Below are 26,873 nucleotides of genomic sequence, written 5' to 3'. Positions count from 1 at the left end.
GGCATATCGTTATACGTAATCGGCTGCGCAAGACATTGTAACTCCTGGTTGCCTCTGCTTATTCGAAGTAAAAGCGGCACACTTGCGTGCCTTCGAAACATGATAAAAGCGACTGTATTCATGAGCCAGATAAAGATTATCGATGTCACGCTGCGAGACGGTGGGTACCGTAATGATTTCAACTTCACTGTTGATTACGCCCAGTCTGCAATTTCCCAAATGATCGATGCCGGCATTCCTTATTGCGAAATCGGGTACCGCAACGGTTCGTTCGTACGTAAAGATGAGCATGGACTGACCAGCGCTGTCGATGCCCGATACCTGAGCGCGCTCCATACCGCTGCAGCGGGTCGGATCGACTTGTGTGTCATGGTGCATCCGCACAATGTCGATGCCAGTGATTTCCAGCTGCTTCAGGAACATGGCGTGTCCATGATTAGGGTTTGCCTACGCCGCGACCGCCTGGAAGACGGGTTGGCTACCGTGCGACTGGCCAAGGCTCATGGCTTCCAGGTGAGCGCCAATATCACCCACGTCACGACCCTGGGGCCTGGGGAAATCTCCGACATGAGCCTGCGCGCGGAGAACGCCGGGGCTGATTGCTGGTGTTCGCGGACTCCAACGGCAACATGATCCCGACCGATGTCGACCGGTTGATCACGCGGATTTCCAGTCGTGTCCTGATTCCCCTGGGCTTTCATGCCCACAACAATCTTTCCCTGGCGCTTTCCAATTCCATCGCCGCCATGGATGCCGGGGCCGAATACATCGATGCGTCCATTTGCGGCATGGGCAAAGGGGCTGGCAACCTGCACCTGGGTGTATTTGTCGCCTACCTGCACCGCGCGGGCATACGCAACGACTACGACCTGGTGAGTGCCCTGCATTTATCCCAGCTCACCGCCGACACTGTGCCAGCCAGCAGCCTTCCGCTGTCGCTGACGGATGTCATGATGGGCACCTACAACATGCCATTCGACGTTCAGCAACGCTTGGAGGAAGTGATAAAGGTACACAGCCCCGCTTCAACTTTCCATGCCTTGCAGATATTGCATGAACAAGGCAACCGGAAACCGGAAAAGTCCATCAAGCCGTTGTCGACAACACCGTCGCCCGCGCTTGCAAGTGGGGGTATTCGCTAATGAGCCAGCGCCAACAGGTATGTGTATTGGCAGGTGATGGCATTGGCGTCGAAGTCACTGAAGCGGCACTGCCTTTATTCGATGCTCTTGAATTACCCATCGACCTGAAGTTTGGAAATATCGGCTGGAGCTGCTGGCAGAACGAGGGAAATTGTATTCCAGACAAAACCTGGGAACTGATCAATCAAAGTAATGCAACGTTGTTGGGAGCGATTACCAGCAAGCCTCTTCGCGAGGCAGAGGCAGAACTTTCATCGACACTCAGGGGAACCGGACGAGTCTATGTATCACCGGTTATCCAGCTTCGCCAAAAACTCGGGCTGTTTGCCAACGGGCGGCCTGTTACCGATGTGCTGGGCAACAACCGTTATCGATTTTCGGTGATTCGAGAGAATACCGAGGGCCTCTATGCAGGGCTGGATTTTGCCAGCATTCCGCAAGCCTTCGAGCCGATCCTGGCTGAGCGCGAACGCAATGGAGCGCCATGGACACGAGAGAGCTGCGCCGACGCCACGATGACCGTGCGCCTGCAAACTCGCGCAGGGCTATTGCGGCTGTTCCGCTTTGCCTTCGAGCACGCGCGGCAGCAAGGCTATGACCGCGTCACGCTGGCGGATAAACCCAACGTCCTGCGGTACAGCGGCGCGTTTGCCCGAGAGATCCTGGAATCGGTTGCCGCGGATTTTCCCGACATCCAATGCAACATCGATAACGTCGACGCCGTTGCGTTGTGGATGGTCCGACGACCCGAGCGCTTCGGGGTGATCGTGGCGGAAAATATGTTCGGCGACATTCTTTCCGACCTCGGGGCCGGGGTCATGGGTGGACTGGGCCTGGCGCCCAGCGCAAACATCGGAGCCCAGGGTGCCTACTTCGAACCCGTACATGGCAGCGCGCCCGCCTACGCGGGCCAGCATCGGGCCAACCCGAGCGCAATGTTCCTGTCGGTCGCGCTGATGCTCGAGCACCTCGGACATGAGCACGCCGCCCAGGCCACTCGCAACGCCGTCTCCCAGGTGGCGCGCAGTGATTGTCGCACCTACGACCTGGGCGGAACGGCCAATACCTTCGAAATGGCAGCAGCCATCGTCAAGCAAACCCTCGAATGGGCGGAGCGGCTTGATGGGGCGCCCCCCCGGCAGACCGGCAACCAGGACAAGCATGCCCTGAAAAAAGGAGCCCACGCATGAACGCGATCCTCTCCCCCTCCGTACAGAACAACGATGCGCTGCTCAAAGCTTGCGAGGCTCTCGACACCGCCAGCCTGTCCGATGCACTGGACAGCCTGGGGCTGGCCGGCGGCTTGGCAGGTCTCAACCAGCAGGTACCGGGAACCCGCTGCGTGGGTTTCGCCTACACGGTGTTGTACGAGCCCGTGCAAGAACGAAGCGGCTTCCGGACCGCCGCCAACTACATCGATGAGGTGCCCTCCGACGCGGTCATCGTTTCCAGCAACCCTGGGCGCACCGACTGCACAACCTGGGGCGATATCCTGACCCACGTCGCGATAAGCAAAGGCATTCGCGGCACGCTGATCGATGGTGCCGCACGGGATATCGATACGGTCCAGCGTCTGAACTACCCGCTGTTCAGTCGCGCCCGCTTCATGCAGTCGGCGAAAAACCGAGTGCAGCTCAAGGCAACCCAGGTGCCCGTGCAGATATCCGGGGTAACGGTCAATCCGGGTGATCTGGTGATCTGTGACAGCAGCGGCTGTCTGGCAATACCTGCCGACAAGGCTGAACAAGTCATCCAACGCGCCCAGGCCGTCGAACAAACCGAGAAGGAGATCATCCAGAGCGTGAGCGAGGGCTACACCCTGGAACAGGCCCGCGCCCTGCACCGTTACGACCAGCCCTGGCTGTCATCCAGGGAAAAGCAGGCCAACGTCTGAGTTGCGACTTATTCCGTTCATTTGAAAGAGTATTGACCACATGACCACTGCAAACGTGTCCACTCGCAAGCCTAATCCGGTGCGCGACAGCCAGAACAAAATCAAACTCGGCGTGTTCGGTTTCAACATTGAAGGCGGCTGCACGCTGACTAGCGCCCCGGAGCGCCACCGGGCGGCCGATTGGCAAAGCAACCTGGCAATCGCCACCCTGGCCGATCGCGCCGGCCTGGAGCTTTTGCTGCCCGTCGGCCGTTGGCGCGGCTGGGAAGGCGCCAGCAACCCGATGGGCGTTTCCTACGAAACCTATACCTGGGCCGCCGGTCTGGCATCGGTCACCGAGCAGATCGCGTTGTTCACCACATCCCACCTGTCCACGGTCCACCCTTTGTTTGCCGCCAAGCAGGCGGCGACCATCGATCACATCAGCGGTGGCCGTTTCGGGTTGAACATGATCTGCGGTTGGTTCGGCCAGGAAATGGGCATGTTCAATGGTCACCAGCGTGACCACGACAAACGCTACGACCATGCCGATGAGTGGATAGAGATCGCTAGAAAAGCGTGGGAGGCCAACGGGTACTTCGACTATGAGGGCGAGTTCTTCAATGTGAAGCAAGGCTACGCCGAACCCAAGCCGATCAACCGGCCGTTCCTGATGAACGCCGGTGGTTCTCCAAGGGGCCGCCAATTCTGTGCCAAGCATTGCGATGCGGCGTTCCTGATCCTCAAGCACGAAGATGACGACGACACCATCCGCGCGCAGATCAAGGCCTACCGCGACCTGGCGCGCCTGGAGCATGGCAAGGAACTGCAAATCTGGGTGTACGCCTACGTCGTTCACGAAGACACGCTGGATCAGGCGCACCAGCAGCTCGACTACTACGTGACCCAGCATGGCGACGACGCCGCGCTGGATAACGTGACCCGCGAGATCGGTGTGCAAAGCGGCATGTTCAAGGACGCCGCCGATGCCGAGCGTTTCCGCTTTCATTTCAAGGCGGGGTTCGCTGGCGTGCCGTTGGTGGGCACCTCCGAGATGATCGTGGACCAGATGCAGCGCTGGTCCGACCTGGGCGTGGACGGCATCAACCTGACTTGGCTGGACTACCAGAGCGGGCTCAAGCGCTTCGTCAAGGAAGTGTTGCCCTTGATGGAGCAAGCCGGCCAACGTGCGCCGCACAAACCTGGCAGGATCATGGAGGCCGTGGCATGAGCAGATTCTCCCAGGCCCGCAATGCTTCGGGCAACGTCACGGTCTTGCCCATCGCCACCGATGTCGACACTGACGAATTGGCGGATCAGTTCAAGAACGCCATGCGCAGGCTGACGTCCAGCGTGGCAATCATTGCCAGCCGCGACGGCAATGACCCGGTAGGTATGGTCGCCACGGCGGTGATCTCAGTAAGCACCACGCCCCCCGCGCTACTGATTTGCGTCAACCGCTCGGCCAGCCTCCACAGCCCACTCATGCTGGCTGGACGCTTTAGCGTCAACCTGCTGAGCGCGGCCCATAGCGCCCTGGTGCCGGTGTTCGCCGGCCAGGTCAAAGGCCCCGGACGTTTTGCCCACGGGCAATGGGAAGACATCCAAGGCCTGCCCTGCCTGGCGGACGCGCAATCGAGCCTTATCTGCACCTTGGACAAGCGCCTCAGCTACGGCACCCATGATGTGATCATCGGCCGCGTCGACGCAGTCCAGTTCGCCGAACCTATCCAACCACTGCTTTGGGAAAACGGCAGTCCGGCGATATCCGCCCGGCTGGCGCAATGACCTTACCCAATCTTCAGGAGAATGATTCATGACTCAGATCGAACAGTTCCAGGCACCACAACCGGGCGAAGACCAAGCGATTTTTCTGGTGAACGTCGTCCATGTGAACCCAGGCCAGCAAGGGGCCGCTCTCGCCGTCCTGCGCGACACCGTCCAGTACGTGGCGCAAACCTACCCGGCCTTCCAATGGAGTCGACTGTACAAAAGCCTTGATGGGAAGACGGTCATCAACCAGGCGCAATGGACAAGCAAGGATGCCTTCGACTCGTTGTTTGAGGACGAGTCATTCATGTCCCGTTATTCAGGCCTCAAGGACACCGGGACCTGGGAGTTTCACCTATACCAGGTCAGCGATTTCATCCCCCAGGCGCTGACCGCGGCACTTATCACCGAGTGAATCGAAAAGCCGAAACGGGCAGGCCCGGACCGGCCTGCCCGCACGAGAACAGGAGTATCGATATGGCTGACCTCAACACGCGCCTTACACAACGCTTCAATATCTCCCATCCCATCGTCCTCGCACCCATGGGAGGGGCTTCGGGGGCGAAACTGGCCACTGCGGTCTCCAAGGCCGGTGGGCTCGGTCTGGTCGGCGCCAGTTATGGCGACGAGCAGTGGATGCGCACCGAGCTGGCGCCCATGCGGGAATTGAAGCAGCCATGGGGCGTCGGCCTGGTGATGTTCACCGTGGCCCGGAACATGGCGCTGCTGGACCTGGCATTGGAATACGGACCCAACGCCGTCGCCTTGTCATTTGGCGATCCTGCGGCATTCGTACCGATCATCCATCGGGCCGGCGCGAAAGCCATCGTCCAAATCCATGAACTTGACCAGGCCAGTGCGGCCCTGGATGCCGGGGCCGATGCCTTGATCGTCCAAGGTGCCGAGGCCGGCGGTCACAGCTTACGCCGCGGCCTGATGCCGCTATTGCCCGCCGTGCAGGATTTGGTCGGCGACAAGATCCCGCTGATTGCTGCCGGAGGCATCGCAGATGGGCGGGGCGTGGCGGCAGCGCTGATGTTGGGTGCCGACGGGGTCATGCTGGGCACACGCTTCCTTGCGTCCGAAGAGGCCCTGCCCTCGACCGCATTCAAGAAACGCCTGATCGAGTCCAGCACATCGGACACGGTGCGCACGCGGATTTTCGATCTGGTGCGCGGCATCGAATGGCCTGAACATTACAGCGGCCGAGCCATCGCCAACCGCTTTTCGCACGCGTGGCTGGGCCGCGACGAGGCACTTCGGGAAGCGCCGGATTCGATCCGCCAGGACTACGCCAAGGCGGTCCTCGCTGACGATCTCGACAACCGGGCGATCTGGGCAGGTGAGGTTCTGGATCTGGTTGGCGACATCAAGCCGGCACGCCAGATCGTCCACGACCTGTTGAGCGAAACCACGCGCATCTTGCGCAACAGCCAACAACTGTTGGCGCTCGACAAAATCGCCTGATCATCCGGGAGAAGGATTATGAAAACATCCAATGCAGTCAGCAGCCAATGGGGTAACGGCAATCAACTGGCGGTGGTCATGTCGCCGGTCATGCCCGTTTGGGATGAAGGGCTCTTCTTCCAGCCCATGATTGCCCCTCTGGTAAAAGCGGGTTACCGAGTAGTCCTATTCGACACGCTGTCGCTGCTGGCCGACGAGAACGAATCGCTTGAAGATTTTTCGCAGCGCTGGCAGCACGTGTTGTCGGCGCTGGGCCAGATCGATCTGTTGGTAGGCTCGGCACTGGGAGGCGCGGTCGTCCAGGCGCTACTCGGCACCCGCCTCGCCCCGCACATCAGCAAAGTGCTGCTGCTGTCGTCCCCTGCCCTGGCAGACGGAATTCTGGACGGTCGGCTGGGGAAAATGGCTGATCTGGCCCTGCTCGGTGATCTCGAGCAGGCGCTCCAACTACTCGATCAACTCGTACAACCGGCGACCCGGATACGCCCCAGCGGGCCCATCGACATCGACCAGGCCAGTGCCGCACTCCAGGCCAGGCGCCTGCACTTGGGTTTCCGGCTGCTCAATCGCCTCGACCTGCGACAGGCCAGCCACAGTTTTCCCGGTGCGTTATTGACGGTCTATGGCGAACAGTCGCAGCTGGTGCGTGGTATCAACGTGCATGTCAACGAGCAGGCCCGCCATTACCGGCTACCTATCCCCGACGGCGGCATGCGCCCATTGCTCGATGCGCCGGCATTGGTGATACGCACCGTGCGCGAACATTTGGGCATCAATCTGGAGGTCGCCGCATGAACCACCCGCGGCGTTTACTCGAAGCTGACTTCATCGATGTGCATTATCACGCCGGTCCCGACGCCTACCTGCGGCGTCATGGGGTGATGGAGACGGGACGGCGCTACCGTTCGTTGAATGGCTGGGTGGTGTTGAAAAATCACCTGGGCTGCAGCGCCTCACAAGCCTGGGAGGCCCGACAGGAAGGGCTTCCCGTCTCCGGCTCGGTGGTTCTCAATGAAATTGCCGGCGGTATCGATTTCAGGGTCGTGCAGCGTTCGCTGTGCCACCACGGGGACAGCGAAGCCCGGCTGATCGTGCACCTTCCCACCGTCACAGGCCGCTCCCACCAGTCCCGACTCAAGCGCAACAGCGGTCATTGGATCTTGGATAAATACCCCATCCGGCCACTGACCGTCAGCCATGAAGGGAAACTGAACGAGCAAACCCTGGACGTGCTGCGGATGGCTCGGGACTACCCGATCGTCATCTCCACCGGTCATGCCGACGCTCAGGAAGTGCGTCTGTTGATAGACGCGGCAGTGCGGCTTGATGTACCCCGACTGATGCTCAACCAGCCGGCCAACCCTTTGACCGGATTGGATGCCAGTGCCCTGCTGGAATTGGCTCAAGCGCCCATGGTCTATACCGAGCAAACCGCCCTGACCTACCTGCTCGGCTACCAACCCTGGGACGACTTCACCCAGGTCCTGCGCGACGTGCCCAGGGCGCTCTATAGTTCCGACCTGGGCCAGACCTCTCAGCCTGATATCGAACAATGGCAAGTAGACAGTTTGCTGTGGTTTGAACGGATGGGATTAAGCAGCCAGCGAGCGCAACAGGTCATCCAGCGGAATGCGCTGGAACTGTTGCGACTCGAACCGTAATGCGAATGGGTCGGGACTTGTTCCGAGCGGTCTTACGGAATCAATATTTGTTAGAGCACGCTCTATGCAAGTGCTGAGTGCCTTCAGCTAAAGGGTCCGCTTTTTTTTCTGTGCACTGTCCCGTCCTGAATAAAGTTTACACCTAGAAGGGTCGCGAATATGGGCTTCCATGATGTCGCGTTTAAACAACAATAATCCTGTTTCGGATTGCAAGGCTGCGCACTGAGGTTCGGGCGTGGCGCTATTGCGGCCAAAGCTTTCACGCGCTGTCCGGCACGAAGGATGACCCCGTACGACACAGTTCGTCAGATACAGCTCTTAAGCTATGTCCTCCCGGGCAAAATGGCATAATATGCCAATGATCTAAAGAATCTGTTTATCCAGAGTTGGAGCTAATAATGGCGACGCGAAATGTTGTGCTCACCCCTCACCAGGAACAGGTTATCCAGGACCTGGTGCAGTCCGGCCGTTATCAGAATGCCAGCGAAGTGATGCGAGAAGGCTTACGGCTATTGGAGCAGCGCGTCGCCGAAGACACCGCCAAAATTGAGGCCCTGCGTCAGGCGACCTCGATCGGCATCATGGACCTTGAGCACGGGCGCTTCACTCAGTTGAACGAAGGGGATCTGGAGCACTACCTCGAGGGCTTGAGCCAGGAGGTCACCCTCCCCGCACGCGAGAAACACTGAGCGTGCCGCAATATCGGATTTCCAACGCGGCGCGCGCCGACATTATCGACATCCTCAAACTCTCCCGGATGCAGTTCGGCGATCAAGCACGCCAGCGCTACCAGGCACTGATCCTCGCGGCGCTGCAAGCGATTGCCGACACGCCTTATCGCATTGGCAGCCACGACCGCGATGAGCTTGCACCGGGCCTTCGCAGCTATCACCTCATCTATTCACGCCAGCAGGCCAAACACCCCCATGGGACGGTCAAAAGCCCACGCCATATCGTGTTCTATCGTGTGGGAAACGACGACGTGATCGAGGTCGTCCGACTCCTTCATGACGCCATGGAGGTCCAGTTGCACCTGCCCAACGACTGATCACCGATCTGGCCCAACGGTTTAACTGACCATAAACGACGAAGGTAAGGCGTCGCTCTCTACACCTCAACCTGAGCGCCCTCGCTGTCAGCCGATTCGGCGGCCAATTGAAGTGGGAGGTTCTGGGCCCGACCGGCCTGTCGAGACCCACGACCACAAACACGATGTTCAACTTTGTGTACCACTTTCAATGCTGAACAACCGTTTCTTAGGCGTTCTCCGTGGCCAGGCGCCTGGCATTACGCTCCAACTGCCGATGGACACGCGGATCAATGCCCCTGGCGACCTGTGCCCGCGCAACATCACGCAGCGCCCGAGCATTTCGCAAGCTGACTTCAGGATAGGTACCGAGCGAAATACGGGGTTGCTTATCCGCCCAGGAAAAGCGGAAGTGCCAGCACTTGGCGCCTTTGGTATTTACGAAAAGGGCAAGGCCGTTGTAGTCAGGGAGGGTGTAGTCCTTTGCACGGGGTTTGGCATGCCGGACTGCAGTGGCGGTGAGAGCCATCTTACAATCTCCGTCTCGTTTGAACAGAGAGATTTGTACGGTTTCCAGTGAGGTGAGTACCACGAAAAAGCGATTTATCAAATGCCGAATTGATGTACTAAAAAATGTACTAAAAAATCGTGGATATTGATGTATCAGAATGGATTTTACTGGAACGAAAAAAGAGACCTAAATCTCTTTTTTTGGTTTCTACATACTTCAATGGAAGTCTATAGAAAAATAATTGGAGCGGGAAACGAGACTCGAACTCGCGACCCCGACCTTGGCAAGGTCGTGCTCTACCAACTGAGCTATTCCCGCGTCTTGGTGTGGCGCATTCTATAGAATCCAAACACGCCGTCAACCCTTTGATTCAAAAAAGTTTATTTCGGATCAACGTCAGTCCGCAGGTGCGGCCAGGCGGCGCGCAGGTATTGGACCATCGACCATAGCGTCAGCCCAGCGGACACCAGCAGCAAGGCATAACCCAACAGCACCCAAAAACTGAAATCCGAGGGGTTGGCCAGCAGAATCACCAGGGCCAGCATCTGCGCGGCGGTTTTCCATTTTCCGAGGTTCGACACGGCTACCTGGGCGCGGGCGCCCAGCTCGGCCATCCACTCACGCAGCGCCGAGACGACAATTTCTCGCCCGATGATCACCGCCGCCGGCAGGGTCAGCCAGAGGTTGCCGTGTTCCTGCACCAGCAGCACCAGGGCCACCGCGACCATCAGTTTGTCGGCCACTGGGTCGAGGAACGCGCCGAACGGCGTGCTCTGCTCCAGGCGGCGAGCCAGGTAGCCGTCGAGCCAGTCCGTCGCGGCTGCGAAGGCAAAGACCGAGGCGGAGGCCACGTAGCTCCAGTGGTACGGCAAATAGAACAGCAATATGAAGATCGGGATGAGCAGGACGCGTAGAACGGTAATCAGGTTTGGGATATTCATCGGCACAACTGGCTACGAGGTTGACGGGCATTCTACTCGCTATGCAGGTTTGCATAAATCGACTCTGCGAGCTTTTTACTGATACCGGGTGCTTTGGCTATCTCCTCGATGCTGGCACGAGACAGTTCCTGCAATCCACCAAAATGTTTCAATAGATCGCGCCGGCGCGTCGGCCCGACCCCTGCCACGCCTTCCAGCGTGGAGGTGCGGCGGGTCTTGCCTCGGCGGGCACGATGGCCGGTGATAGCGAAACGGTGGGCTTCGTCGCGGATCTGCTGGATCAGGTGCAGCGCCGGCGAATCCCCTTTCAACGTGAACTCGTGGGCCGCGTCGTTCAGGTACAACGTCTCGAAACCGGCCTTTCGCGTCGCGCCTTTGGCCACGCCGAGCAGGATCAGGTCAGGAACGGCCAGCTCGTTGAGGACGTCCCGGGCCATGGACAACTGGCCCTTGCCGCCGTCTACCAGAAGGATGTCCGGCAACTTGCCCTCCCCGTCCTTTATCTTGCTGAAACGCCGCATCAATGCCTGGTGCATGGCGGCATAGTCATCGCCAGGGGTAACGCCTTCGATGTTGTAGCGACGGTAATCGGACTTGATCGGACCTTCCGGGCCGAAAACCACGCAGGAGGCTACCGTTGCCTCGCCGCTGGAGTGGCTGATGTCATAACACTCCAGCCGTTGCGGCGGCTCGTCCAGGTGGAGGACATCGGCCAGGGCATCGAACCGCGCCGCGACGTGCTGGCGGTTGGCCAAGCGTGCGCCAAGGGCCTGTTCGGCGTTGGTCACGGCCAGTTGCTGCCAGCGCGCACGGGTGCCACGCACACGGTGGCTGATGGTCAGTTCGCGACCGCGAAGCTTTTCGATGGCTTCGATCAAGGCCGGAAAGTCCTCATGAACCACGTTGACGATCAACTCGCTGGGCAAGTCGCGTTCCGGACTGCTGATGTAGTACTGACCCAGGAAAGCGGCCATGACTTCGGAGACGTCTTCCTCGATCCCTACCTGGGGGAAGAAGTTCTTGCTGCCCAAAACCCGGCCGCCCCGCACGTTGATCAAGTGCACACAGGCGCCGCCCGGGTTGATGAACGCGGCCACGATATCGACGTCGCCGCTGCCGCCTTCCATGCTTTGCTGGTCCTGAACCCGGCGCAGCAGCCCGATCTGGTCGCGAAGCTCAGCGGCGCGTTCGAATTCGAGATTGATCGAGGCCTCTTCCATGGCGGCCGACAGCTCATCGGTCAGCGCATTGCTACGCCCCTCCAGGAACATGACCGAGTGACGCACGTCTTCGGCGTAGACCTCGGGCTCCACCAGGCCGACACAGGGCGCCTTGCAGCGTTTGATCTGGTGTTGCAGGCAGGGCCGGGTGCGGTTCTTGTAGTAGCTGTCTTCGCATTGGCGTACGAAAAAGGTTTTCTGCAACAGGCTCAGGCTTTCACGGATCGCCCCGGCACTGGGGTAAGGACCGAAATATCGGCCCTTGGCCTTCTTGGCTCCGCGATGAATGCTCAGGCGCGGAAACGCCCCGTCGGACAGAAACACGTACGGATAGGATTTGTCGTCGCGCAGCAGAATGTTGTACGGCGGCCGCCATTCTTTGATCAGCGTCTGCTCAAGCAGCAACGCCTCGGTTTCATTGGCGGTGATGGTGGTTTCGATCTGCGCGATGCGACCCACCAGCGCGGCCGTCTTCGGTGCCAGGCCAGTCTTGCGGAAGTAGCTGGCCAGGCGCTTCTTGAGGTTTTTGGCCTTACCGACATAAAGCAGGCGCGCGTCGCTGTCGAACATGCGGTACACGCCGGGGCGGCCGCTGCACGTGGACAGGAAAGCACTTGGATCAAACTGTTCGGTCATTATCAGGCGCTGGCGTCGACCATGCCATGACGCACCGCCAGCAGCGTCAACTCGACGTCACTGCTGATCGAAAGCTTTTCGAAGATACGGTAACGGTAGGTATTGACGGTTTTGGGCGACAGGCACAATTTGTCGGAAATAATCTGGACCTTCTGGCAGCCGACGATCATCAGCGCAATCTGGATCTCTCGCTCGGACAGCGCATCGAAGGGCGAATCGTTGGTCGGCTGGAAAGACTTGATCGCCAATTGCTGGGCGATTTGCGGGCTGATGTAGCGTTGTCCGGCAAATACCAGGCGGATGGCCTGGACCATCTCGTTCAAGCCAGCGCCCTTGGTGAGATAGCCCGCCGCCCCAGCTTGAAGCAGCCGGGTGGGAAACGGGTCTTCTTCACAGACGGTCACCGCGACGACCTTGATGTCCGGATGGCTACGCAACAGTTTTCGCGTGGCTTCAAGACCACCGATGCCCGGCATCTTGACGTCCATCAGCACCACGTCGGGTTTCAATTCACGCGCCTTGATCAGGGATTCTTCCCCGGATTCGGCCTGGCCAACCACCTGCAGGCCATCGATGTCAGCCAGCATTCGTGTTATGCCCGTACGGACGAGATCATGGTCGTCGACCACTAACACCCTAATCAAGCAGACACCTCACGATTTGGTCTTGTATGGGTTGCCCACACCTTAGCAAAAAGCACTCGGCAGACCTAGCGCAAACGGGCAGATAAAAGTTACAACAAGTCTTCAGATCCAATATTCGACGCCTCAAGCCTAGGCGTCTCGCTGCATCCTCAGGAAACACTCATCCTCACCGACCACCCGCAGCCCCATGCGTTCATAGAGCGCGCGGGCCGGGTTGTCCTTGAAAACGGTGAGCCGCAACGCCGGTCGATGCTCATTTGCCACCATCGTCCAGACCTGTCCGATCGCCCAGGTTCCGGCACCCTGCCGACGAAACGCCTCATCGATCTGCAACTCCCGAATGTACAAGGCGCGAGCATCACGACTGAGACTGACGAAACCCAGCGCCTGTTCATTGCGCTGAAGAATCCAGTTCTGGCGGATGACCCAGGCCAGATCGAACGCTTCGTCCTGCCACAGCAAATCATGGCGAAGGTAATAGGGAAGCATATTGCTGCAAGTCAATTGACGTGCGAATTCAACGTCACCGACTTCAGCCGGGCGCCATACAAAACTCATTGAAACCTCGTCACAATGCCACGGGCTCACCCGCCCAACGACCGTCGTCGCGGCGAGCGATGACCAACAGCTCTTCCACGCCTGGGGCCGCTGCCATTAGCGTGCCATCCGGGTCATTGTCGACTTCGGTGATTGAAATTGGCACAACGCTGGAGTTTGTCATAAAGCCCGTCGGATTCAAGCGATGGGGTTGTTATTAAAAGGCCATAGCATTTTCTTATTGAACGGCCGCCCCGCGCTCTTGTAAGCTCCAGATCATTCATCGGAGACACACCATGTCCAGCGCCCTTTCACCGCTTCAACCTACCAGTGCCTCGCGCTCGGTTGTGGCTGCCTGGGCGAACGACGTGCCAACTTCGGTAAGCTTTTATTTTGGGTATTGGTTTAGCCACTGGCGCGCCTGATACCCAACCGGCGCCCATTTTAAACGGGTCGCCTTCCAGAGTTTTCCAAACCCCCGGTCGGCCTCCCGACCGGGGGTTTTGTTTTTCAGGCCCCAGACATACGCAGCATCACACCAGTTGAGGATCGAACCATGAACTACGCCACTTATTACCGTTACGACAGTTTTTCCGCCTGGCGATTTACCAGCCACCGCTCGGGACAGCCTGCCGCCTCCGATCGGTCACCTATCGGTGGCATGCCAACGTTGCGGGCCATTACGGCCAATTGTCGAACACCCAACTAGGGCCGGCGCGGGAACGAACCCGCTGCTCGCCCAGGAAGCCAGATCATGAATTCGTCCGTCTCCGCTTTGCCGCTGTCCACGCTCAGCCCTGCCAATGAAACCCTGACCCTGCGCCTGCCAAGCGCGTTGCAACTCAAGCAACAACTGCCGCTAGACAGCATATTGAGCCAACAAGTTGGCGCCCATCGCCAGGCCATCCGCGCCATCCTCGACGGCGAAGATTCCCGCCTGCTGGTCATCGTTGGCCCATGCTCCATCCACGACCCGAAATCCGCGCTCGAATACGCCGCCAACCTGGCTCGCCTTGCCCGGGAAGTCAGCGACAGCATGCTGTTGGTGATGCGCGCCTACGTGGAAAAGCCCCGCACCACCGTGGGCTGGAAAGGCCTGGCCTACGACCCCCATCTCGATGGCAGCGACGACATGGCCACCGGCCTCGAGCTGTCACGGGAGTTGATGCGTGAGATGCTCCGACTCGGCCTGCCCGTGGCCACCGAGCTGTTGCAGCCGATGGCCGCCGGTTACTTCGACGACCTGCTTAGCTGGGTCGCCATTGGTGCGCGCACCACTGAATCGCAGATTCACCGGGAAATGGCCAGCGGTCTGGGCATGCCGGTCGGTTTCAAGAACGGCACCGACGGCGGGGTTGGCATCGCCTGTGACGCCATGCGCTCCGCGGCGCACCCCCATCGACATTTCGGCGTCGACAGCCAAGGGCATCCGGCGATCATCCAGACCCAAGGCAACCCTGATACGCACCTGGTCCTGCGCGGCGGCCACCGCGGCCCGAACTACGATCGCCAAAGCGTGGCGCAGATTCACGCCGACCTCGCCCGCCTCAACATCCCGGCCCACATTCTGGTCGATTGCAGCCACGCCAACAGTGGCAAGGATCCGCTGCGCCAGCCCCAAGTGTTCGAGGACGTGCTGCAACAGCGCTTGCAAGGCAACAAGGCCCTGATCGGCATGATGCTCGAAAGCCACCTCTTCGAAGGCTGCCAACCGTTGGGGCCGGCGATGCGCTACGGCGTGTCGGTGACCGATGGATGCCTTGGCTGGGAGTCCACCGAGCAGTTGCTGCGCCAGGCTCATCGCAGGTTGCGATTGGGCGTCTGAGTTTCGGACCCGTTCATGCCGTGGCGCGGGAGCTGGCTCCCTCGCCACGGTTTTTTTCATTGCGGATCCTTCGTTACGGCCTGGCGCGAACTTCAATGGTGATCTCCGGCGAGCGCTGGCTTACATCATCCAGACGCTCAACCTGATAGAACAGGCGGACCGATTGGCCGCCCTGCTCCTGCCAATAGGCAATCGGCACCGTGAAGACAACTGGCTGGCCGGCCGTGGCCTCGGTGATTTCCCGCTCCTGGGCATCCGAGTAGCTGCCGTCGCATTGCAACCAAACCCGTTCGCCCGCCTCCAGCCCTACGCCGTCGATCACCACCGTCGCTGCGCCATGGAGCCCGTCGACATCCAGCTCACCCTCCATCAACTCCAATACCCTCGGCGCGACCAGCGCTGGGCGTACCAGAGGACCGATCCAGACGGACAGCGGCTCGGCTCGACGTATCGAATGTCCGCGCCTGACGACATAAGCCACGGTCAACGAGTGCCCGATATGGGAAGCGATGTCTCCATGATCGATCCAGAACGATACTTTTTCGCCCACTGCATGAGCCTCTATGTCCAGCACATCCCGCCACAATGGCTTGGAATCGCGGCTGGCCAGAAGGATCAGTCGATCACCGGCCGCCATTCTCGAATAAGGCCGCACGGTCATCGTCGTGCCTTCAGGCACCCGCCCCGGATCAAGGTGCCCACCCACCGCATCATTGGCGATGGGTGGCAGCAGCAGCGGCGCCACGTCGCCAATTTGCAACTGAAGGGCCTGTGAGGCCAATTCGGTCGGCAACTGCTTGCCAATGACCCGGTACGAAATTTCCAGCGAGCCGCCGTCGAGTTCGGCGATATGCGGTTCGCGTACAACAAAGACAAGCTCGCGCCCGACCTGCCGCTCCGTGACGAACCGGCGAATTTGATGGTGGTACTGCTCGCCTTCGTTATTGAGCCCGCGCCAATACAACATCAGCTCGTCGCCACAGGACATGAGCGGGTACGGCTTGACGGTGATGACGGCCTTGCTCCAGGCAGGGTCGATGATGCCTTCGCGGGCCCTCGCCAGCAAAGGCGCGGGCAGCTTTCGCGATGGAGGCCGGCTTTTTCGTACAGTTGATTCAATGGTCATTTCCAGGCTCCAGTCCCTTGGAAAGGGGCACCGCTTCCATAGCGACACCGGATGAAACCATTAGAACTCTCCGGCCCGGGACGCGCAGCCAGACGAGGCGACAAGTTGCGTGGTCTCTCGCTCCTTGAGATGTGGCTTGAAGGGCAATCGGTTATCGGAAGCGTCCGAAACCGCAGGAGTCGTCTGGCTTTTGAGGAAAATTTCTCGTGCTTTCTATTCCTGTTTCCACAGCTAGTAACGGTTTGGTCCTACACCGCTCACTAACGGCCTGGATTAGAGTGGTGCCGCAAACTCAACATGAACCTCTTCGAAAAAGGTACGAACATGCAACGGAATGCAACCACCCGCTTCCCCATCCTTTTGGTACATGGTTTGTTCGGGTTCGACAGGGTCGGCCCGCTCGAACTTTTTCACGACGTCAGACAGGCGTTGTGCAATGCCGGCGCCCGAGTATTCGTCCCGTACGTGTCGGCCACCCACTCCAACGAAGCGCGCGGCGAACAGTTGCTGGCTCAGATGGACCGGGTTCTCGAAGGAACCGGGGCCGCGAAGGTCAACCTTATCGGCCACGGGCAAGGCGCGTTGGCCGCTCGTTATGCCGCCGCCCTGGCGCCCGGCAGTGTCGCCTCGGTCACCTCCGTCAGCGGCCCCAACCAAGGGTCGGAACTCGCTGATTTCCTGCGCAAGGCCCTCACGCCTGGTCGTTTGCCGGAACACGTGGCGAACCGGGTCGCCACGCTTTTCGCCGATTTCATTTCACTGCTCAGTGGCCAGGCACAGCTTCCGCAAAACGCCATCGCAGCGCTGGCGGCGCTGACTACCGAAGGCGTAGGCGCATTCAATGACAGGTATCCGCAAGGCTTGCCCCGACATTGGGGCGGCAACGGGCCGCAATTGGTTAACGGCGTGCGGTATTACTCTTGGAGTGGCACGGTGCAGGAAACCGCGAAACAAGCCGGCAATAGCGCGCCCGATCCGTTGCATGACTTCTGCCGCGCTTTTTCCGAATATTTCACCACCGAGGCGGGACAGAACGATGGCATCGTCGGACGCTTCAGCTCCCACCTGGGCAAGGTGATCCGCTCCGACTACCCAATGGATCACTTGGACACCCTCAACCAGGGCGCTGACGGAGGCTGGCGCAAGGGAAACGACCCGATGGAGCTCTACGTGAAACATGCAGAACGCTTGCGGATCGTCGGACTCTGACGCAATTTTGGCAACAACCGCGGACTGATTCCGGTAGGCTGGGCGCTTTACGACACTGAAAGGAAATACCTCCATGGCCAAAGCCACTGCCCGCCACATCCTGGTTTCCAGCGAAGACAAGTGCAACGAACTCAAGGCCCAGATTGAAGCTGGCGCTGATTTCGCTGAAGTCGCCAAAACCAACTCCACATGCCCATCCAGCCGTCAGGGCGGCGACCTGGGCTCGTTCGGCCCGGGCCAGATGGTCAAGGAATTCGACACCGTGGTATTCAGCGCTCCGATCAATGTGGTTCAAGGCCCGGTCAAGACCCAGTTCGGCTATCACCTGCTGGAAGTAACCAGCCGCCAGGACTGATTTCGGTTTATCGACACGACGGTCCGCCTTAGGGCGGGCTGTCATGCTTGAGCCATGCGAAGGGCTGGCGATCAGCGCGTCCCTCGCGTACAAATCGCACTCATCGATCACCCGGCTTTAAGGCTGACAATGCGACTGGCTTTTCCCTCCTGGCTGTTCACTGCCGTGGTCCTGCTGACTGGCGCCGCAGGCGTGAATGCCGCCCCCCAACATGCCCTGACCGTTTATGGCGAACCGGCCAAGTACGCCGAAGGCTTCGCCCATTTTGCCTACGCCAATCCCCAGGCCCCCAAGGGCGGGACGATGCGCCGCTCGGCCGTGGAGATCGGCCATTTCGACCATGTGCTGCCTTATATCGACAAAGGCATCGGCGTCAGCCAGGTCGACGGCATGCTCTATTCGCCGCTGGCCCAACGCTCCCTGGACGAACCCTATACCGTCTACGGCCTTGTCGCCGAAAAAATGGAACGCGCCGAAGATGGCCTGTCCCTGCGCTTCTACCTCAATCCCAAGGCGCGTTTCGCCGATGGCAAGCCCATCACCGCGCAAGACGTGCGCTACAGCTTCGACCTGCTGATGACCCAGGGCAGCCTGCGCTATCGCACGCAGTTCGCCGCCGTCAAAGGTGTCGAGGTGGAATCGGAACGAACCGTTCGCTTCGACTTCAAGAATAACGAAAGCCGCACCCTGCCCCTGGACATCGCCACCCTGCCGGTTTTTCCCGAGCACTGGTGGAAGAGTCGCGACTTCGCCAACGGCGGCGGTTACGAGGCGCCTCTGGGCAGCGGACCGTACAGGGTGAGCAAGGTCGACTCGGGCCGCAGCATCACCTTCGAGCGCAACGCCGACTGGTGGGGCAAAGACCTGCCGGTCAGCCGCGGGCTCTACAACTTCGACCACTTCAGTATCGAATACTTCGGCGACACCGACGTGGCCCGGCAGGTCTTGCGTGGCGGCGCCTACGATTACAACCGCGAGTTCTCCGCCACGGGCTTTTCCATCGGCTACGACAGCCCGGCCCTGCGCGACGGTCGGCTGCAAAAAGCCCACCTTGCCACCGAGGCGCCCCAGCCGGCCCAGGGTTTTGTGTTCAATCTGCAACGGCCACAATTCCGGGACCGCCGCGTACGCCAGGCGCTGGCCATGCTCTGGGACTTCGAGTGGAGCAATCGCCAGATGATGCGCAACCTCTACGTGCGCCAGCAGAGCTTTTTTTCCAACACCGACCTCGCCGCCCGGGAGCTCCCCGACGCGGGGGAACTGGCGATTCTCGAACCGCTGCGCGGCAAAGTACCGCAAGAGGTGTTCACCCAGGTGTTCCAAGCGCCGAAGACCGACGGCAGCGGGGTCATCCGCGACAAGCAATTGCAGGCCCTGGCGCTATTGGAACAGGCCGGCTGGAAACCTGAAGGCGACCGCCTGGTCAATGCCGAAGGCGAGCCACTGAGCTTCACGTTCCTGGTCACGCAAAACGGAATAGACCGCCTGTTGTTGCCTTACAAGCGCACCCTCGCACAGATCGGCGTCGACATGCACATCCGGCGCATCGACTCGTCCCAGTACGTCAATCGCCTGATGAGCCGCGACTACGACATGATCATTACCGGCTACCCGGTCAGCACTTCGCCGGGCACGGAGCTTTACAATTATTTCGGCTCGGCGGCGGCGAACGACCCGGGAGCCAACAACTACATGGCCTTGCAGAATCCTGCCGTGGACGCCCTCATCGATGGCCTGGTCAAAGCCAGCACCCAGGACGACATGCTCCGCCATGCCCATGCGCTGGACCGGGTGCTGCAATGGAACTACTACTGGATTCCCAACTATTACCCGCCAGGCAGCTCGACGGTCTGGTGGAATCGCTTCGGCATGCCGAAAGTCCAGGCGAGCAATGACGAAGCCATCGAGAGCTGGTGGGAAGTCAGCACCACGCCACTGACCAACGAACAGATGACCGCCGAACGCATCAAGCGTGGCTCGCCTGGAGGGCATCACTGATGTGGGCTTACATTGCGCGGCGCTTGCTGCTGATCATTCCCACGCTGGTGATCATCCTGCTGGTGAACTTCGTGATCGTCCAGGCCGCGCCAGGCGGGCCGGTGGAGCAGGCGATCGCTCACCTGCAGGGCATCGGCGGCGCCAGCGTCGGCAGCTCGGGCAATGCCATGACCGGTAGCTCCCGCGCCAGCCGAGGCCTGGATCCGCAATTGATCAAGGACATCGAAAAACAGTACGGCTTCGACAAGCCCGCCCATGAACGCTTGTGGCTGATGCTCACCAGCTACGCCCGCCTGGACTTCGGCAAAAGCTTCTTCCGCGGTGCCACGGTCACCGACCTGATTCTGGAAAAAATGCCGGTGACCATCTCCCTCGGGCTCTGGGCTACGCTGATCACCTACCTCGTGTCGATTCCCCTGGGTATTCGCAAGGCGGTACACCACGGTTCGGCATTCGATGTCTGGAGCAGCACCGCAATTATTATCGGCTACGCCATGCCGGCGTTCCTGTTCGCGATGTTCCTGATCGTGATCTTCGCTGGCGGCACCTCGCTCAATTGGTTCCCGGTGCGCGGGCTCGTCTCGGACAACTTCGAGTCCCTTTCGACGCTGGGCAAGGTCGCCGACTATTTCTGGCACCTGGTGCTACCCGTCACGTCGTTGGTCATCGGCGGCTTCGCTACCCTGACGATCCTGACCAAGAACTCGTTCCTCAACGAAATCACCCGCCAATACGTGGTCACGGCGCGAGCCAAGGGGATGAGTGAACGACGCGTGCTGTATGGACACGTGTTTCGCAATGCCATGCTGCTGGTGGTGTCGGGCATTCCCCAGGCGTTCATCAGCGTGTTCTTCGCCGGTTCTTTGCTGATCGAGGTGATCTTCTCCCTCGACGGCCTGGGACGCATGAGCTATGAGGCCGCCGTGTCCCGGGACTATCCAGTGGTGTTCGGCTCGCTGTTTATCTTCACGTTGTTCGGCCTGCTGATCAAACTCATCGGCGATCTTTGCTACACCCTGGTGGACCCGCGCATCGACTTCGCCGCGAGGAACGCCTGATGTTCAAGTTATCGCCCCTGGGGCGGCGGCGTTTCGAACGTTTCAGGAAAAACCGTCGCGGCTGGTGGTCGCTGTGGCTGTTCATCGGGCTTTTCGTCTTGACCCTGGGTGGGGAATTGATCGCCAATGACAAGCCCTTGGTGGTGAGCTACCAAGGCTCGTTGTATTTCCCGGTGTTCAAGCGCTACACCGAACAGCAGTTCGGCGGTCAATTGCCGTTCCAGGCTGACTATCGCAGCAGCTATGTGCAGGACCTGATTCACCAGGGCAACGGCTGGCTGCTGTTTCCGCCTATTCCTTTCAGCGACGACACGCCCAACTATGACCTTGAGCGGCCGGCCCCAAGCCCGCCGTCGAGGGTGAACTGGCTGGGCACCGACGACCAGGCACGGGACGTGATGGCGCGGGTCATATTCGGCGCGCGGGTGTCGATCCTGTTCGCCCTGGCGCTGACCGCCATCAGCGCGCTGATCGGCATTGCCGCCGGTGCCCTGCAAGGTTACTACGGCGGCTGGGTGGACCTGCTGGGGCAACGCCTGCTGGAAGTCTGGTCCGGTTTGCCGGTGCTGTACCTGCTGATCATCCTGTCGGGTTTCGTCGAGCCGAACTTCTGGTGGCTGCTGGGTATCATGGCGCTGTTCTCCTGGCTCGCGCTGGTGGACGTGGTGCGTGCCGAATTCCTGCGCGGGCGCAACCTCGAATACGTGAAAGCCGCGCGGGCGCTGGGCCTGACCGACCGCAAGGTCATCGTGCGGCACATACTGCCCAATGCCATGAACGCCACCCTGAGCTACCTGCCGTTCATTCTCACCGGGGCGATCTCCACCCTGACAGCGCTGGATTTCCTGGGATTCGGCATGCCGGCCGGCAGCGCATCCCTGGGTGAGCTGATCGCGCAGGGCAAGCAGAACCTGCAAGCGCCGTGGCTGGGGCTGACGGCGTTTTTTACTTTGGCGCTGATTCTTTCTCTGTTGGTGTTTATCGGCGAAGCGTTGCGAGACGCGTTCGACCCTCGGTCATGAGCGGAACCTTTAGATGAGCGAAAACCTGATCGAAATCCGTGACCTGAGCGTGGCCTTCAACGGCCAGACGGTGGTGCGCAACCTGTGCCTGGACATCCGCCAAGGCGAATGCCTGGCGCTGGTGGGCGAGTCGGGCTCCGGCAAGTCGGTGACGGCCCATTCCATCCTGCAACTGCTGCCGGAAACCGGCACGCGCACCACCGGCAGCATTTGCTATCGCGGCGAAGAACTGGTGGGTGCCGAGGCCAAGACGCTACGGGAACTGCGCGGCAATCGGATCGCAATGATCTTCCAGGAGCCGATGACTTCGCTGAATCCGCTGCACAGCGTCGAAAAGCAGATCGGCGAAACACTGATGCTGCATCGCGGCCTGGGCGGCAAGGCCGCGCGCCAGCGCATCCTGGAATTGCTGGCCCTGGTCGGCATCCAGAAACCCGCCGAACGACTCAAGGCCTATCCGCACCAGCTATCGGGCGGCCAGCGCCAGCGCGTCATGATCGCCATGGCCCTGGCCTGCGAGCCGGAGCTTCTTATCGCCGACGAACCGACCACCGCCCTGGACGTAACGGTGCAGCGCAAGATCCTGCTGCTGCTCAAATCGTTGCAGCAGCGCCTGGGCATGTCCCTGCTGCTGATCAGCCACGACCTCAACCTGGTGCGCAGCATCGCGCAGCGGGTGTGCGTGATGAAGGCCGGGGAGATTGTCGAGCAGGCGCCCTGCGAAACCTTGTTCAGCGCCCCCCGCCACCCTTATAGCTGCGAATTGCTGAACGCCGAACCGGAAGGCGAAGCCCTGCCCCGGGACGAACGCGAAGACGTCCTGCAAGTGCAGGAACTGCGCGTCAGCTTTCCCCTCGGTGGCGGATTGTTCCGGCGCAAGCAGTACCTGCAAGCCGTGGACGGCATCAGCCTGAATATCCAGCGTGGCAAGACCCTGGGCATCGTCGGCGAATCCGGTTCCGGCAAATCCACCCTCGGCCAGGCCATCCTGCGGCTGATAGAGTCCGAAGGCAGCATTCGCTTCCAGGGCCAGGCGCTTGATCATCTGTCGCATAAAGAGCTTCGGCCATGGCGCAAGCAGATGCAGATCGTCTTCCAGGACCCGTTCGGCAGCCTCAGCCCGCGAATGTCAGTGCAACAGATCATCAGTGAAGGCCTGGAGGTCCACAGCCGGTCCAGTGCCGAGCAATGCGAAGCCCAGGTGATCCAGGCGCTCAAGGAGGTCGGCCTCGACCCGCAGAGCCGGCATCGCTACCCCCACGAGTTTTCCGGTGGGCAGCGCCAACGCATCGCCATTGCCCGGGCATTGGTGCTCAAGCCCGCCCTGATCCTGCTTGACGAACCTACGTCCGCCCTCGACCGCACCGTGCAAAAGCAGGTGGTCGCCCTGCTCCGCCAGCTCCAGGAAAAATACGGCCTGACCTACCTGTTCATCAGTCACGACCTGGCGGTGGTCCGCGCCCTGGCCCACGACATGATCGTGATCAAGGACGGCAAGGTGGTCGAGCAAGGCCCCAGCCATGATGTGTTCGATTCACCCCAGCACCCGTATACCAAGGAGTTGTTGGCGGCGGCGCATCCAGAGTGGGCATAATGCGGCGCATGGCGTAGCTTCGTGTCGCGCCCATCGCGAGCAAGCTCGCTCCCACATTGGCCGGTGTTGCACTGAAGGCCAAATGTGGGGGCGAGCTTGCTCGCGATGGGGGCCTGACAAGCAACACACAACCCGGATCCGATCATGAACTCCACCGAAAGCCTCAAGGATTACAAGCGCGTGCGTACGCTGGCGATCCGCTCGTTGTTCGAAATCATCGAGCAGTCCAGCGAAGGCACGGTGATCGTCGACCGCGATGCAAACATCGTCTGGATGAACGAGCGCTACGCTCGTCGCTTCGGCCTGAATTCGGCGCAAGAGGCCATCGGCCGGGCTTGCGAAAGCGTCATTCCGGGCAGCTTGTTGCGAGAGGTGGTGCGTACCGGGCGGCCGATCCTGCTGGACATGCAGGACACGCCCAAGGAACCGCTGGTGGTGATGCGCCTGCCGATCCATGACAGTGCCGGCGCGGTGATCGGCGCCATCGGTTTTGCCCTGTTCGACGAGTTGCGCAGCCTGTCGCCGATGCTCAAACGCTACCTGAGCATGCAGGAAGAACTGGCCTCTACCCGCTCGCTGTTGCGGGCACGGCAGACCAAGTACAACTTTGCCCATTTCATCGGCACCAGCGCTGCGGGACTCGAGGTCAAGCGCCGTGCCCGACGCAGCGCCAGCACCGACTCCCCGGTATTGCTCCTCGGCGAAACCGGCACCGGCAAGGAGCTTCTGGCCCAGGCGATTCACGGTGCTTCGCCGCGTGCGCACAAGGCGTTTGTCAGCATCAACAGCGCCGCCATCCCCGAATCCTTGCTGGAAGCCGAATTCTTCGGCACCGCGCCAGGCGCCTTCACCGGTGCCGACCGCAAGGGCCGCGCCGGCAAGCTGCAAATCGCCCAGGGCGGCACATTGTTCCTCGACGAAATCGGCGATATGCCGCTGCCCTTGCAAAGCAAACTGCTGCGCGTGTTGCAGGAAAAGGAATACGAACCGGTCGGCTCCAATGAAGTACTGCAAAGCGATGTTCGGGTGATTGCCGCGACCTCCACCAACCTGGAGGCGGCGATCCAGCGTGGCGAATTCCGGGCGGATCTGTATTACCGCCTCAATGTGCTGCCCATCCAGGTCCCGCCGCTGCGCGAACGCCTGGATGACCTGCCGGCCCTGAGCGAGGCGATCCTCGAAGAATTGCGCAGCCAGCACGAACTGAATCCCGACGCCCTCGACCTGCTGGGCCAGCACGCCTGGCCGGGCAACATCCGGGAGTTGCGCAACGTGCTGGAACGGGCCGCGCTGCTCAGCGACGACCTGATGCTCACCGCCGCCGACATTCGTGCCGCCATCGGTACTTTCACGCCGGTGGTACGCGCGGCGAGTCCGAGCCTCGAGCCGTTGCCCCAGGAAACCTTCAGCCAGGCCCGGGCCCGATTCGATCGACATTTGATCGAGACCACCCTCGCGCAATGCGGTGGGCGGGTGATTGAGGCAGCCGAGCGGTTGGGACTGGGGCGGTCGACGCTTTACAAGAAAATGGTGGCGCTGGGGATTGCTGAGTCTCAATAAAGAGACTCAATTCTCCTTATTTAGACATATGGATTGGAGCGCTTCGCGCTCATCGCGAGCAGGCTCGCTCCCACAGGAACGGGCGTTCTCCCTGCCATCCTAGTTCACCTGTGGAGCGAGCCTGCTCGCGATGAGGCCAGTAATCCCAACAAAAATCTCAAAACAGAGACGCACTTTCCAAGCTCACGTCGCCCACCTCAATAAATTCCTTACATTTCAATAAGTTAAACAACTGGCACAAAACTCGCTATAGCCCTCCCCACCGCATCACCCACAAAAATAACAATCCAGGAGACACACCATGAGTGTGATCATTGCCTTGGCAGCCCTCACGCTGCTGATGGTTGCCGCCTACCGTGGCTACAGCGTCATTCTTTTTGCCCCCATCGCCGCCCTCGGCGCGGTGTTGCTCACCGATCCGTCCGCCGTTGCCCCAGCCTTCACCGGGGTGTTCATGGACAAGATGGTCGGCTTCATCAAACTCTACTTCCCGGTGTTCCTGCTCGGCGCCGTGTTCGGCAAACTGATCGAGCTGTCGGGGTTTTCCCGCTCCATCGTCGCGGCGGCGATTCGCCTGCTGGGCACGCGCCAGGCCATGCTGGTGATCGTGCTGGTGTGCGCGCTGCTCACCTATGGCGGCGTGTCGCTGTTCGTCGTGGTCTTTGCGGTTTATCCGTTCGCGGCCGAGATGTTCCGCCAGAGCAACATTCCCAAGCGGTTGATCCCGGCCACCATCGCCCTCGGCGCTTTTTCGTTCACGATGGACGCCCTGCCCGGCACGCCACAGATCCAGAACATCATCCCCAGCACCTTCTTCAATACCACTGCCTGGGCAGCGCCGTGGCTGGGCGTGATCGGTACGATATTCGTGTTCAGCTTCGGCATGCTGTTCTTGCAGCGCCAACGCAACAAGGCCCAGCGCACGGGCGAAGGCTACGGTACCGAGCTGCGCAACGAGCCGGAAACCGCCGAAGACATCAAGCTGCCCAACCCCTGGATCGCCGTTTCGCCATTGCTGGCGGTAGGGGTCATGAACCTGCTGTTCACCCAGTGGATCCCACAGTGGTACGGCAAGACCCATAGCCTGGCCCTGCCGGGCATGGCAGCGCCGGTGACCAGCGACATCGCCAAGCTCACGGCGATCTGGGCCGTGCAAGCGGCCTTGCTGGTGGGCATCGTCATGGTGCTGTTGTTCGGTTTCCGAGCCATTCGCAGCAAGCTGGCCGAAGGCAGCAAGAGCGCGGTGGGCGGTGCGTTGCTCGCGGCCATGAACACCGCGTCGGAATACGGTTTCGGTGCGGTGATCGCCTCCCTGCCGGGCTTCCTGGTGCTCGCCGACTGGCTCAAGAACATCCCCAATCCGCTGGTCAACGAAGCCGTGACCGTGACGCTGCTGGCGGGCATCACCGGGTCCGCGTCGGGTGGCATGAGCATTGCCCTGGCGGCGATGTCGCAAACCTTCATCAGCGCCGCCAACGCCGCCAACATCCCACTGGAAGTGCTTCACCGGGTAGCGGCCATGGCCAGCGGCGGCATGGACACCCTGCCCCACAACGGCGCGGTCATCACCTTGCTGGCGGTCACGGGCCTGACCCACCGTGAAGCCTACAAAGACATTTTCTGTATTACGCTGATCAAGACCCTCGCGGTGTTCTTCGTGATCGGTGTGTTCTACGCCACTGGCATTGTGTGAGGTT

28 protein-coding genes and 1 tRNA gene are annotated in these 26,873 nt (G+C 60.4%); 21 read left to right on the top strand and 8 right to left on the bottom strand.

Annotated features, from left to right (window positions below):
- The first annotated feature begins 120 nt into the window (after positions 1 to 120).
- The 12 genes from J3P90_RS10625 to J3P90_RS10570 all read left to right on the top strand — a co-directional run bounded on the left by J3P90_RS10625 (position 121) and on the right by J3P90_RS10570 (position 8,961).
- Positions 121 to 633 carry a hypothetical protein gene (locus J3P90_RS10625; protein WP_434676298.1) on the top strand — a complete coding sequence of 171 codons (513 nt, stop codon included), beginning with the start codon at positions 121 to 123 and terminating at the stop codon, positions 631 to 633.
- Positions 606 to 1,142, top strand: coding sequence for a 4-hydroxy-2-oxovalerate aldolase (locus J3P90_RS10620; RefSeq protein WP_434676297.1), 537 nt, complete (start codon positions 606 to 608; stop codon positions 1,140 to 1,142). The genes J3P90_RS10625 and J3P90_RS10620 overlap by 28 nt, the downstream gene beginning before the upstream one ends.
- A complete protein-coding gene (locus J3P90_RS10615; protein ID WP_434676296.1) occupies positions 1,142 to 2,332 on the top strand; it encodes an isocitrate/isopropylmalate dehydrogenase family protein in 1,191 nt (396 codons plus the stop codon). Before J3P90_RS10620 ends, J3P90_RS10615 begins: the two co-directional genes overlap by 1 nt.
- On the top strand, positions 2,329 to 3,036 hold the full coding sequence (locus J3P90_RS10610; RefSeq protein WP_434676295.1) for an RraA family protein: 708 nt from the start codon (positions 2,329 to 2,331) through the stop codon (positions 3,034 to 3,036). The genes J3P90_RS10615 and J3P90_RS10610 overlap by 4 nt, the downstream gene beginning before the upstream one ends.
- Before the next feature lie 40 nt (positions 3,037 to 3,076).
- Positions 3,077 to 4,246 carry an LLM class flavin-dependent oxidoreductase gene (locus J3P90_RS10605; RefSeq protein ID WP_434676294.1) on the top strand — a complete coding sequence of 390 codons (1,170 nt, stop codon included), beginning with the start codon at positions 3,077 to 3,079 and terminating at the stop codon, positions 4,244 to 4,246.
- Positions 4,243 to 4,803, top strand: a complete 561-nt coding sequence (locus J3P90_RS10600) for a flavin reductase family protein (RefSeq protein ID WP_434676293.1) — start codon at positions 4,243 to 4,245, stop codon at positions 4,801 to 4,803. Before J3P90_RS10605 ends, J3P90_RS10600 begins: the two co-directional genes overlap by 4 nt.
- Positions 4,804 to 4,831: 28 nt before the next feature.
- Positions 4,832 to 5,200: an antibiotic biosynthesis monooxygenase family protein gene (locus J3P90_RS10595; protein WP_434676292.1), complete on the top strand. Its 369-nt coding sequence runs from the start codon at positions 4,832 to 4,834 to the stop codon at positions 5,198 to 5,200.
- A 62-nt stretch (positions 5,201 to 5,262) separates the two neighbouring features.
- Positions 5,263 to 6,252 (top strand): NAD(P)H-dependent flavin oxidoreductase, encoded by a 990-nt coding sequence (locus J3P90_RS10590; protein ID WP_434676291.1) that lies wholly within the window; start codon positions 5,263 to 5,265, stop codon positions 6,250 to 6,252.
- A gap of 18 nt (positions 6,253 to 6,270) precedes the next feature.
- Positions 6,271 to 7,047 (top strand): alpha/beta fold hydrolase, encoded by a 777-nt coding sequence (locus J3P90_RS10585; RefSeq protein WP_434676290.1) that lies wholly within the window; start codon positions 6,271 to 6,273, stop codon positions 7,045 to 7,047.
- A complete protein-coding gene (locus J3P90_RS10580) occupies positions 7,044 to 7,913 on the top strand; it encodes a DUF6282 family protein (protein ID WP_434676289.1) in 870 nt (289 codons plus the stop codon). The genes J3P90_RS10585 and J3P90_RS10580 overlap by 4 nt, the downstream gene beginning before the upstream one ends.
- A 398-nt stretch (positions 7,914 to 8,311) precedes the next feature.
- On the top strand, positions 8,312 to 8,602 hold the full coding sequence (locus J3P90_RS10575; RefSeq protein WP_434627639.1) for a type II toxin-antitoxin system ParD family antitoxin: 291 nt from the start codon (positions 8,312 to 8,314) through the stop codon (positions 8,600 to 8,602).
- Positions 8,603 to 8,604: 2 nt separating this feature from the next.
- Positions 8,605 to 8,961: a type II toxin-antitoxin system RelE/ParE family toxin gene (locus J3P90_RS10570; protein ID WP_434676288.1), complete on the top strand. Its 357-nt coding sequence runs from the start codon at positions 8,605 to 8,607 to the stop codon at positions 8,959 to 8,961.
- A gap of 208 nt (positions 8,962 to 9,169) precedes the next feature.
- On the opposite strand, the gene J3P90_RS10565 is transcribed toward J3P90_RS10570, so the two are convergent.
- The 7 genes from J3P90_RS10565 to J3P90_RS10535 form a co-directional block, all read right to left on the bottom strand.
- Positions 9,170 to 9,469, bottom strand: a complete 300-nt coding sequence (locus tag J3P90_RS10565) for an Arm DNA-binding domain-containing protein (protein ID WP_434627645.1) — start codon at positions 9,467 to 9,469, stop codon at positions 9,170 to 9,172.
- 224 nt (positions 9,470 to 9,693) lie between these two features.
- Positions 9,694 to 9,769 (bottom strand) — tRNA-Gly (locus tag J3P90_RS10560).
- A gap of 62 nt (positions 9,770 to 9,831) precedes the next feature.
- Positions 9,832 to 10,392: a CDP-diacylglycerol--glycerol-3-phosphate 3-phosphatidyltransferase gene (gene pgsA, locus J3P90_RS10555; protein ID WP_030141409.1), complete on the bottom strand. Its 561-nt coding sequence runs from the start codon at positions 10,390 to 10,392 to the stop codon at positions 9,832 to 9,834.
- 32 nt (positions 10,393 to 10,424) lie between these two features.
- Positions 10,425 to 12,248 carry an excinuclease ABC subunit UvrC gene (gene uvrC / locus J3P90_RS10550; protein WP_420763562.1) on the bottom strand — a complete coding sequence of 608 codons (1,824 nt, stop codon included), beginning with the start codon at positions 12,246 to 12,248 and terminating at the stop codon, positions 10,425 to 10,427.
- Between the two features lie 2 nt (positions 12,249 to 12,250).
- The gene (gene gacA / locus J3P90_RS10545; RefSeq protein ID WP_003200277.1) at positions 12,251 to 12,892 is read right to left on the bottom strand and encodes a response regulator transcription factor GacA; all 642 of its coding nucleotides are present in this window, start codon (positions 12,890 to 12,892) and stop codon (positions 12,251 to 12,253) included.
- Positions 12,893 to 13,021: 129 nt separating this feature from the next.
- Complete coding sequence (locus tag J3P90_RS10540; RefSeq protein WP_434559475.1) at positions 13,022 to 13,450, bottom strand: GNAT family N-acetyltransferase; 429 nt, start codon at positions 13,448 to 13,450, stop codon at positions 13,022 to 13,024.
- 10 nt (positions 13,451 to 13,460) lie between these two features.
- Positions 13,461 to 13,613, bottom strand: a complete 153-nt coding sequence (locus tag J3P90_RS10535) for a hypothetical protein (protein ID WP_434606423.1) — start codon at positions 13,611 to 13,613, stop codon at positions 13,461 to 13,463.
- A 570-nt stretch (positions 13,614 to 14,183) separates the two neighbouring features.
- Between J3P90_RS10535 and J3P90_RS10530 the strand changes: the two genes are divergently transcribed.
- On the top strand, positions 14,184 to 15,254 hold the full coding sequence (locus J3P90_RS10530; protein ID WP_434606426.1) for a 3-deoxy-7-phosphoheptulonate synthase: 1,071 nt from the start codon (positions 14,184 to 14,186) through the stop codon (positions 15,252 to 15,254).
- 73 nt (positions 15,255 to 15,327) lie between these two features.
- Here the strand turns inward: J3P90_RS10530 and J3P90_RS10525 are convergent, their stop codons facing one another.
- The gene (locus J3P90_RS10525) at positions 15,328 to 16,380 is read right to left on the bottom strand and encodes a hypothetical protein (protein ID WP_434676287.1); all 1,053 of its coding nucleotides are present in this window, start codon (positions 16,378 to 16,380) and stop codon (positions 15,328 to 15,330) included.
- A gap of 324 nt (positions 16,381 to 16,704) precedes the next feature.
- On the opposite strand from J3P90_RS10525, the gene J3P90_RS10520 reads away from it, so the two are divergent.
- The 8 genes from J3P90_RS10520 (at position 16,705) to J3P90_RS10485 (ending at position 26,869) form a co-directional block, all read left to right on the top strand.
- A complete protein-coding gene (locus J3P90_RS10520; protein WP_434676286.1) occupies positions 16,705 to 17,589 on the top strand; it encodes an esterase/lipase family protein in 885 nt (294 codons plus the stop codon).
- 73 nt (positions 17,590 to 17,662) lie between these two features.
- Complete coding sequence (locus tag J3P90_RS10515) at positions 17,663 to 17,944, top strand: peptidylprolyl isomerase (RefSeq protein ID WP_042610373.1); 282 nt, start codon at positions 17,663 to 17,665, stop codon at positions 17,942 to 17,944.
- A 129-nt stretch (positions 17,945 to 18,073) separates the two neighbouring features.
- Positions 18,074 to 19,942: an extracellular solute-binding protein gene (locus J3P90_RS10510; protein WP_434676285.1), complete on the top strand. Its 1,869-nt coding sequence runs from the start codon at positions 18,074 to 18,076 to the stop codon at positions 19,940 to 19,942.
- Positions 19,942 to 21,000 (top strand): microcin C ABC transporter permease YejB, encoded by a 1,059-nt coding sequence (locus J3P90_RS10505; RefSeq protein WP_434559485.1) that lies wholly within the window; start codon positions 19,942 to 19,944, stop codon positions 20,998 to 21,000. The genes J3P90_RS10510 and J3P90_RS10505 overlap by 1 nt, the downstream gene beginning before the upstream one ends.
- The gene (locus J3P90_RS10500) at positions 21,000 to 22,022 is read left to right on the top strand and encodes an ABC transporter permease (RefSeq protein WP_434559487.1); all 1,023 of its coding nucleotides are present in this window, start codon (positions 21,000 to 21,002) and stop codon (positions 22,020 to 22,022) included. The genes J3P90_RS10505 and J3P90_RS10500 overlap by 1 nt, the downstream gene beginning before the upstream one ends.
- 13 nt (positions 22,023 to 22,035) lie before the next feature.
- Positions 22,036 to 23,616: an ABC transporter ATP-binding protein gene (locus J3P90_RS10495; protein ID WP_420763554.1), complete on the top strand. Its 1,581-nt coding sequence runs from the start codon at positions 22,036 to 22,038 to the stop codon at positions 23,614 to 23,616.
- Positions 23,617 to 23,760: 144 nt separating this feature from the next.
- Complete coding sequence (locus tag J3P90_RS10490; RefSeq protein WP_420763553.1) at positions 23,761 to 25,176, top strand: sigma-54 interaction domain-containing protein; 1,416 nt, start codon at positions 23,761 to 23,763, stop codon at positions 25,174 to 25,176.
- Between the two features lie 301 nt (positions 25,177 to 25,477).
- Positions 25,478 to 26,869: a GntP family permease gene (locus J3P90_RS10485; protein ID WP_420763552.1), complete on the top strand. Its 1,392-nt coding sequence runs from the start codon at positions 25,478 to 25,480 to the stop codon at positions 26,867 to 26,869.
- The last annotated feature ends 4 nt before the right edge of the window (positions 26,870 to 26,873 follow it).

This window comes from Pseudomonas sp. D3-10 (assembly GCF_051132175.1).
Lineage (GTDB): Bacteria > Pseudomonadota > Gammaproteobacteria > Pseudomonadales > Pseudomonadaceae > Aquipseudomonas.
The sequence above is the reverse complement of the archived record's forward strand: the minus strand, read 5'-3'. Positions and strand labels throughout refer to the sequence as shown.

Excerpts from the sequence above, each read along its gene's own strand:
- J3P90_RS10625 (WP_434676298.1), top strand. The coding sequence starts at position 121 with ATGAGCCAGATAAAGATTATCGATGTCACGCTGCGAGACGGTGGGTAC.
- J3P90_RS10615 (WP_434676296.1), top strand. The coding sequence starts at position 1,142 with ATGAGCCAGCGCCAACAGGTATGTGTATTGGCAGGTGATGGCATTGGC.
- J3P90_RS10610 (WP_434676295.1), top strand. The coding sequence starts at position 2,329 with ATGAACGCGATCCTCTCCCCCTCCGTACAGAACAACGATGCGCTGCTC.
- J3P90_RS10605 (WP_434676294.1), top strand. The coding sequence starts at position 3,077 with ATGACCACTGCAAACGTGTCCACTCGCAAGCCTAATCCGGTGCGCGAC.
- J3P90_RS10600 (WP_434676293.1), top strand. The coding sequence starts at position 4,243 with ATGAGCAGATTCTCCCAGGCCCGCAATGCTTCGGGCAACGTCACGGTC.
- J3P90_RS10595 (WP_434676292.1), top strand. The coding sequence starts at position 4,832 with ATGACTCAGATCGAACAGTTCCAGGCACCACAACCGGGCGAAGACCAA.
- J3P90_RS10590 (WP_434676291.1), top strand. The coding sequence starts at position 5,263 with ATGGCTGACCTCAACACGCGCCTTACACAACGCTTCAATATCTCCCAT.
- J3P90_RS10585 (WP_434676290.1), top strand. The coding sequence starts at position 6,271 with ATGAAAACATCCAATGCAGTCAGCAGCCAATGGGGTAACGGCAATCAA.
- J3P90_RS10580 (WP_434676289.1), top strand. The coding sequence starts at position 7,044 with ATGAACCACCCGCGGCGTTTACTCGAAGCTGACTTCATCGATGTGCAT.
- J3P90_RS10575 (WP_434627639.1), top strand. The coding sequence starts at position 8,312 with ATGGCGACGCGAAATGTTGTGCTCACCCCTCACCAGGAACAGGTTATC.
- J3P90_RS10565 (WP_434627645.1), bottom strand. The coding sequence starts at position 9,469 with ATGGCTCTCACCGCCACTGCAGTCCGGCATGCCAAACCCCGTGCAAAG.
- pgsA (WP_030141409.1), bottom strand. The coding sequence starts at position 10,392 with ATGAATATCCCAAACCTGATTACCGTTCTACGCGTCCTGCTCATCCCG.
- uvrC (WP_420763562.1), bottom strand. The coding sequence starts at position 12,248 with ATGACCGAACAGTTTGATCCAAGTGCTTTCCTGTCCACGTGCAGCGGC.
- J3P90_RS10540 (WP_434559475.1), bottom strand. The coding sequence starts at position 13,450 with ATGAGTTTTGTATGGCGCCCGGCTGAAGTCGGTGACGTTGAATTCGCA.
- J3P90_RS10535 (WP_434606423.1), bottom strand. The coding sequence starts at position 13,613 with ATGACAAACTCCAGCGTTGTGCCAATTTCAATCACCGAAGTCGACAAT.
- J3P90_RS10530 (WP_434606426.1), top strand. The coding sequence starts at position 14,184 with ATGAATTCGTCCGTCTCCGCTTTGCCGCTGTCCACGCTCAGCCCTGCC.
- J3P90_RS10525 (WP_434676287.1), bottom strand. The coding sequence starts at position 16,380 with ATGACCATTGAATCAACTGTACGAAAAAGCCGGCCTCCATCGCGAAAG.
- J3P90_RS10520 (WP_434676286.1), top strand. The coding sequence starts at position 16,705 with ATGCAACGGAATGCAACCACCCGCTTCCCCATCCTTTTGGTACATGGT.
- J3P90_RS10515 (WP_042610373.1), top strand. The coding sequence starts at position 17,663 with ATGGCCAAAGCCACTGCCCGCCACATCCTGGTTTCCAGCGAAGACAAG.
- J3P90_RS10510 (WP_434676285.1), top strand. The coding sequence starts at position 18,074 with ATGCGACTGGCTTTTCCCTCCTGGCTGTTCACTGCCGTGGTCCTGCTG.
- J3P90_RS10505 (WP_434559485.1), top strand. The coding sequence starts at position 19,942 with ATGTGGGCTTACATTGCGCGGCGCTTGCTGCTGATCATTCCCACGCTG.
- J3P90_RS10500 (WP_434559487.1), top strand. The coding sequence starts at position 21,000 with ATGTTCAAGTTATCGCCCCTGGGGCGGCGGCGTTTCGAACGTTTCAGG.
- J3P90_RS10495 (WP_420763554.1), top strand. The coding sequence starts at position 22,036 with ATGAGCGAAAACCTGATCGAAATCCGTGACCTGAGCGTGGCCTTCAAC.
- J3P90_RS10490 (WP_420763553.1), top strand. The coding sequence starts at position 23,761 with ATGAACTCCACCGAAAGCCTCAAGGATTACAAGCGCGTGCGTACGCTG.
- J3P90_RS10485 (WP_420763552.1), top strand. The coding sequence starts at position 25,478 with ATGAGTGTGATCATTGCCTTGGCAGCCCTCACGCTGCTGATGGTTGCC.